This is a genomic window from Bradyrhizobium denitrificans, assembly GCF_013179005.1.
GTDB lineage: Bacteria > Pseudomonadota > Alphaproteobacteria > Rhizobiales > Xanthobacteraceae > Bradyrhizobium > Bradyrhizobium denitrificans.
Genome location: NZ_JABFDP010000056.1, coordinates 21,146 through 27,988 on the forward strand (window position 1 = coordinate 21,146; position 6,843 = coordinate 27,988).

Annotated in this window: 5 protein-coding genes; all 5 read right to left on the reverse strand. The window is 63.7% G+C overall.

Translation table 11 applies throughout. The features are described from left to right. Positions 1-4: 4 nt before the first annotated feature. Complete coding sequence (gene nifN, locus HL671_RS36795; RefSeq protein WP_172243856.1) at positions 5-1,399, reverse strand: nitrogenase iron-molybdenum cofactor biosynthesis protein NifN; 1,395 nt, start codon at positions 1,397-1,399, stop codon at positions 5-7. A 10-nt stretch (positions 1,400-1,409) separates the two neighbouring features. After that, entirely contained in the window at positions 1,410-3,083 is a 1,674-nt protein-coding gene (gene nifE / locus HL671_RS36800) for a nitrogenase iron-molybdenum cofactor biosynthesis protein NifE (protein WP_172243859.1), read from the reverse strand. A 131-nt stretch (positions 3,084-3,214) separates the two neighbouring features. After that, positions 3,215-4,774: a nitrogenase molybdenum-iron protein subunit beta gene (gene nifK / locus HL671_RS36805; RefSeq protein ID WP_012045818.1), complete on the reverse strand. Its 1,560-nt coding sequence runs from the start codon at positions 4,772-4,774 to the stop codon at positions 3,215-3,217. A gap of 83 nt (positions 4,775-4,857) precedes the next feature. Then, positions 4,858-6,360 carry a nitrogenase molybdenum-iron protein alpha chain gene (nifD, locus tag HL671_RS36810; RefSeq protein ID WP_012045819.1) on the reverse strand — a complete coding sequence of 501 codons (1,503 nt, stop codon included), beginning with the start codon at positions 6,358-6,360 and terminating at the stop codon, positions 4,858-4,860. Between the two features lie 75 nt (positions 6,361-6,435). Then, the coding region (locus HL671_RS36815) for a P-loop NTPase family protein (protein WP_470287774.1) at positions 6,436-6,843 on the reverse strand (408 nt) is incomplete at its 5' end.

Sequence of the window (6,843 nt, forward strand, 5' to 3'; positions counted from 1 at the left end):
AGCGTCAATGCAGTGGCGCCACGACAGCGGAGTCGATCGGCGCCTGATGCTCGGCCCATGGGTCGAGCCAGGTGTCAGGCGTCGGCTGATGGTTGTCCTCGCGATCGGCGATGATCAGATTGGCCAGCGCGAAGATGAGATCGCGGGTGCCGCGATAGCCGACCGTCAAGAGATGCCCTGCCCCGAGCCGGTCGAACATCGGGAAACCGATCCGGTAGAACGGGATCTTCAAGCGCGCGGCGGCCTGGCGGCCATGCGAATGCGTCATCATCAGGCCGCAGTCCCGCGCCTTGGCCTGCGTCTCCAAATCCTCGAGATCGCCGATCAGCACCTCCGCGCACGGCATGCGCTCGAGCACCGGCGACTGCGTCGTGGTGATGGCGACCGCGATCTCGGCGCCCATGTCATGCAGCATGCTGGCGACGTCGAACAGCAGGTCCGGCTCGGCGCCGATGGCGAGCTTGCGGCCGCCGATGTGGAAATGCGCATCCAGCATCGCGTCCGCGAGTTGGCCGCGCTGCCGGCGGTACTTCGCCGGCACCGGCCGTCCCGAGATCTCGCTCAGGAAGGTCATGAACTCATCGTTCGGCAACAGGCCGCAGAGACGCTCGAACAGCCGGTACGGCACGCCGGTCCTGGCCTCCATCGCCTCCGCCGCCCGCTTCATCTGCGCCCCGATCGCGATCGTCCAGGACGCGCTGCCCATGGTCGCGATCTCTTCCAGGCCGATGCCGCCGATCGTGGTCGGCGTGAACTCGTCGGGGATATGACCGTCGAGCGAGCCGCCGATATCCGGCAGGAACGACGGTTCGAGCCCGAAATCCTCGAAGATGGTGCGCAACTCCTCGATGTCGCCGGGCGTCAGATGGCAGCCCGGCAGCACGTTGACGCGCGCCGGATCGCGCCGGATCGAAATCGGCTTGTCGACGAGCACCTCGACCATCTTGGCCACGGTCTTGTCCCAGCCGTCCTGGAAGGCATCCTTGAAGTCCGGCGTCGAGACGTAGACCAGCGGATAGTTGGCGAGTTCCGGGTGCTTCTCGCGGATCAGCCTGATGTAGCCGTCGACGTCGTCGCCCTTGGTTTCGGTCACGCCCGTGGAGCAGATGCCGATGATCTCCGGCTTCTGCTTTTTGTAAATATTGAGGATCGCCTGCTCGACATTCTCATAGCCGCCGAGCACGGTGGCGACCTCGCTCATCGCCGTCGTCTGCATCGGCACCGCTTCCTTGAAGTGGCGCACGAACAGCGTCAGGCCGAACGAGGTGCAGCCCTGCGAGCCGTGCAGCAGCGGCATCGCTCCGCGCAGGCCGAGGAAGGCGAATGAGCCGCCGATCGGCTGGCTCATCTTCAGCGGATTGACCGCGCAGGCCTTCTTTCCAATCGTGACCTTGGCCATGTGCGCCACCCTACTCCGCCGCCTGCAGCAGCTCGGCCGGCGCGCTGACGCGGGCCAGGATGTCCTCGACCCGGCCGGCGCAGGCGCCGCAGCCGCCCGAGGCGTTGGTGTGGGTGCGGACGCCGGCGACGTCGGTCAGGGCGTGCGCCTTGATCGCACCCTCAATGGTGCCGAGATCGACCGACTTGCAGTGGCAGATCTTCTTGGCGCGCCGCACGGCTTCCGCAGCGACGGGATCAGCGGCGAGCGCCGCGGCTTCGGCGTTGGCCTGCGCGATCGCCTTGGCCTGCCAGGTGGTGCTGGCGCTCTCCCACGGCGCACGCTTGCGCAGCTGCTCCCACATCGGGTTGTAGATCGCCTTGTCGATCTCGGCGACCAGCTTCACCATGCCGATATAGCCCATATAGGCGTGGGAGCGCTCCTGGTTGATGTCGAGCCAGGGCATCGCCGCCTTCAGCGCCACGAATTGCGACTTGCCTCCGGACAGCATGATGTCGGCCTTGGCGTCCTTCAGCATCTTGTACATCTCGCGCGGCGCCATGTCGTCGATCATGTGCGCGTCCTGGCCCATCAGCTCCTTGATACGCTCCTTGTCTTCCTTGGTGGACTTCTTGACGGAGGTGCCGACCAGCTCCATGCCGGCCTCCTGAAGCGCCGCCACCACCGACCACGACTTCACGCCGCCGGTGATCAAGAGCACCTTCTTGCCGGTGAGGCGCTTCTTGAACGGCTCGATCGCCGCCCAGGCCTTGGCCTCCTCGCGGGCAATCACCGCCTCCGTCCGCTCCAGCAGGTCCGCCGGCGCGCCGCGCTCGACCAGCAGGCGTGCGATCTCGCGCAGCGAGTCCGAGGAGTCCTGGATGCCGTAGAACGAGCCCTCGAAGAACGGAATGCCGTAACGCTCTTCCATCTTGCGGGCGACGTTGATCATCGCCTTGGAACACACCATCATCGCCGCGCGGGCGCGGTGCGACGAGGCGACGTCCTTGTAGCGGCCGTCGCCGGAGATGCAGGCGGAGATGCGGATGCCGAGTTCGTCGAACAGCGGCTTCACCTGCCACAGCTCGCCGGAGAGATTGTATTCGCCGATGATGTTGAGGTCGTAGGGCGTCGTCACCTCCGGCTCGACCGTGCCGATGACATGGTCGAGCAGCGCCTCGCCGGCGAGCTTGTTGCCGAGGTTTTTCGGGCCGACGAAACCGGGTGAATTGACGGGAATGCACGGCTTGCCGAACTTGGCGGAAGCCGCCTTGCACACCGCATTGATGTCGTCGCCGGTCATGGCGGGCACGCAGGTCTGGTAGACAAACACCGCCGGCGGATCGTATTTCTCGATGATTTCCTTGATCGCCTTGTACAGGCGCTTCTCGCCGCCGAACACGACGTCGGTCTCGTTGATATCGGTGGTGAAGCCGGTGCGCCAGATCTGCGAGCCCGATGATGCCGCACCACGGTTGTCCCAGGAATTGCCTTCGCAGGCGATCGGTCCGTGCACGAGATGTGCCACGTCGGTCAGCGGCTGCAGTGCGACTTTCGCACCGTCGAAGGCACAGCCACCGGCCGCGCCGCCCGGCTGCAGCTGCTTGGTGCAGCCCTTCTTGCGCTCGGCCTCGGACTTGTTGGCGTTCTTGCCGCAACCCGGCTCGTTGAAGACGTTCTGGATCGTGGCAGACAGCGAGCTCATTGGCTTCTCCTGTTGGCGGACCGTGGGCGCGTCTTGCGAGCGACGAAGCCCAGGCGCATGGCGCCTCCCCTTGAGCCTCATCGTCCCCTTGCGAAGCGCGGCGGCCCTTGGGGAGCCGCCGCGCGCCGTCCTCAGCGAATGATGTCGAAGCTGTAGTCCGACTTGGCCGGCACGTTGGTGTTGCGGTCGATCTCGTCGAAGATCTTGTCGAGGATCGTGACCAGCACGTTGAGGCCGCCCTGATAGCCCCACACCGGGTAGCGGTGCTTGTGGTGGCGATCGAAGATCGGGAAGCCGATGCGGATCAGCGGCGTGCCGGTGTCGCGCTCCAGATATTTGCCGTAAGTGTTGCCGATCAGGAAGTCGACCGGCTCGGTGAACAGCAGCGAGCGCATGTGCCAGAGATCCTTGCCGGGATACACATGGCAGTTCTTCCCGAACGGCGAGGCATCGAACACCGCCTGCACCCGCTCGGCCCATTCCTTGTTGCCGTTGGTGGCGAGCACATGGGTCGGCTCCGCGCCGAGTTCGAGCAGGAACGAGGCGAGGCCGAGGCAGAGGTCCGGATCACCATAGATCGCGAACTTCTTGCCATGGATATGGGCGCTGGAGTCCGCGATGGCGTCGACCAGCCGGCCGCGCTCGAGGGCGAGCGATTCCGGGATCTCCTTGCCCGAGATGCGCGACAGCGCCATCACGAAGGCGTCGGTGCCGGACACGCCGACCGGATGATGAAACGAGACCACTTCCTGTCCGTGATTGGCGATGAAGGGCAGCGTCTTCTCGGTGCAGTAATGCTGCATCGAGATCGTCGCCTTGGCGTGAACGGCGTTGGCCGCGTCTTCCAGGGTGGTACCGCCCTCATACATACGGAACTCGCCGTCGGTCGGCGTATCGAACACGTTCGAATTGTCGCCGAGGATGGTGTACTCGATCCCCATCTCCTCGAAGATGTGCTTCACTTCGCGCAAATTGCCGACGGTGTAGCCGTCGAAGCCGCCGATGAAGTTGATCTTCTCGTTGGGAACACGCTCCAGCTTCGGCGCGGTGCCGGCCTTGCCGTCCCAGAAGTGATCGAGAATGCCCTTCATCGCATTGTCATAGCCGGTGACGTGGCTGCCAACGAAGGCGGGTGTGTGGGCGAAGGGAACGTCGAACTCGGCCGGAACCGAGCCCTTCTCCTTGGACGTCTTGATGAAGGCGTTGAGGTCGTCACCGATGACTTCCGCCATGCAGGTGGTCGACACTGCGATCATCTTCGGCTTGTACATGTTGTAGGCGTTGGCGAGGCCGTCGATCATGTTGTTGAGGCCGCCGAACACGGCCGCGTCCTCGGTCATCGACGACGACACGCAGGAGCTCGGCTCCTTGAAGTGGCGCGACAGATGGCTGCGATAATAGGCCACGCAACCCTGCGAGCCGTGCACGAACGGCAACGTGCTCTCGAAGCCGACGGCGACGAACACCGCGCCGAGCGGCTGGCAGGCCTTGGCCGGATTGACCGTCAGCGCCTCGCGGGCGAAATTCTTCTCGCGATATTCGGGCGTCTTGGCCCATTCGCGGATGCGCTCGACCTCAGCAGGGTCGCGCGGGTTCTCGAACATCTTCTTCTTGTTCGCCAGCATCTGCTGGTATTCGGGACCACGGAAAAGCTCGAAGTGATCGAGCACATGTTCGGCAGACTGCGTCATGGGAAAACCCTCTCTATGTTCCTGTGTCGATCAGGGAGCGCTGGCTCTCCGCCGAAGGAGAGCCAGGCCGTGGGTGGTGGTGATTACTCGGCCGCTTGGAGCAAGGGCTTGGGCGCCTGCTTCCAGGGCGCCTTGGTCATCTTCCAGACCGGCGAGTTGATGGCCATGTCCATGTCGCGGGCGAAGATCGCGAACCCGTCATAGCCATGGTAGGGACCGGAATAGTCCCAGGAGTGCATCTGGCGGAACGGCACGCCCATCTTCTGGAAGACGTACTTTTCCTTGATGCCCGAGCCGACGAGGTCCGGCTGGACCTTTTCGACGAACTTCTCAAACTCGTAGCCGGTCACGTCGTCATAGATCAGCGTGCCGTCCTTGACGTAGTGCTGGGCGGTGCGCTGATAGTCGTCATTGTGGGCGAACTCGTAGCCGGTACCGACGACCTCCATGCCGAGGTCCTCATAGGCGCCGATCACGTGGCGCGGACGCAGGCCGCCGACGAACAGCATCACGGTCTTGCCTTCGAGGCGCGGCCGGTACTTGGCGATCACGGCGTCCATCAGGGGCTGGTACTTGGCGATGACGCGCTCGGCACCTTCCTTGATCTTGTCGTCGAAATAGCTGGCGATCTTGCGCAGCGATTCGGCGATCTTGCTCGGCCCGAAGAAATTGTACTCGCACCACGGAATACCGAACTTCTCTTCCATGTGGCGAGAGATGTAGTTCATCGAACGGTAGCAGTGCAGCACGTTGAGCTTCGCCTTCGGCGTCGCCTCGAGCTCGGCCAGCGAGCCGTCGCCCGACCACTGGGCGATCACGCGCAGGCCCATCTCCTCGAGCAGGATGCGCGACGACCAGGCATCGCCACCGATATTGTAGTCGCCGATGATCGCGACATCGTAATCGGACGGCTCGAACCGCGGCGCGGCGTCGGCCGGCAGCTTGTCGAACACCCAGTCCCGGATCGCGTCGTTGGCGATGTGGTGCCCCAGGGACTGGGAGACACCGCGGAAGCCTTCGCAGCGGACCGGAACGATGGTCTTGCCGTCATATTCCTTCGACTTGGTCTTGGAGACCGCCTCGATGTCGTCGCCGATCAGTCCGATCGGGCATTCGGACTGCACGGTGATGCCGTTGTTCAGCGGGAACAGCTCCTGGATCTCGTCCATGATCTTGGCGAGCTTCTTGTCTCCGCCGAAGACGATGTCCTTTTCCTGGAAGTCGGAGGTGAACTGCATCGTCACGAAGGTGTCGATGCCGGTCGTGCCGATGTAATAGTTGCGGCGCGCCGCCCAGGAATATTGGCCGCAGCCGACCGGGCCGTGGCTGATATGGATCATGTCCTTGATCGGGCCCCACACCACGCCCTTCGAGCCGGCATAGGCGCAGCCGCGGATGGTCATGACGCCGGGGATCGACTTGATGTTCGACTTGACGCCGCAGTCCGACTTGCCGGACTCGTGGACGTTGAGGTGCTTGGCACGACGCTTGGCGGTCTTCTCGGGATAGACCTTCAGGACCTCGGCGATCAGTTCCTTGTTGCGTGCCTTGATCTCGGCAACGCTTTGTTTCTCGATAACGCTCATCTGGCTTTTTCCTCGATGATCGGTTGCGGAGATCGCCCGGCCCGTCGAAGAGACGGGCCGGATGACCGGTGACGCTTAGGCCGTGGCGGCGAGCTCGGCGGCGGTCTTGCCGATCTGGCTCTCGTCCACCGCCTTCATGATGCCGTGCTCCATCAGCATGTCCTCGAGCTCGTCCATCGTGATCGGGGTCGGGATGATGCCCTTGCCGGCATTGCCGTGGATCTTGGTCGCCAGGTTACGGTAGTGGTTGGCCTGGACCGACTCCGGCGCGTATTCGAGCACCGTCATGCGGCGCAGTTCGGCATGCTGCACGATGTTGTCGCGCGGCACGAAATAGATCAGCTGGGTGCCGAGCTTCTTGGCGAGAGCCTCGGCCAGCTCGAGCTCCTTGTCGGTCTGGCGTTCGTTGCAGACCAGGCCGCCGAGGCGGACGCCGCCGGAATTCGCATATTTCAGAATGCCCTTGGAGATGTTGTTGGCGGC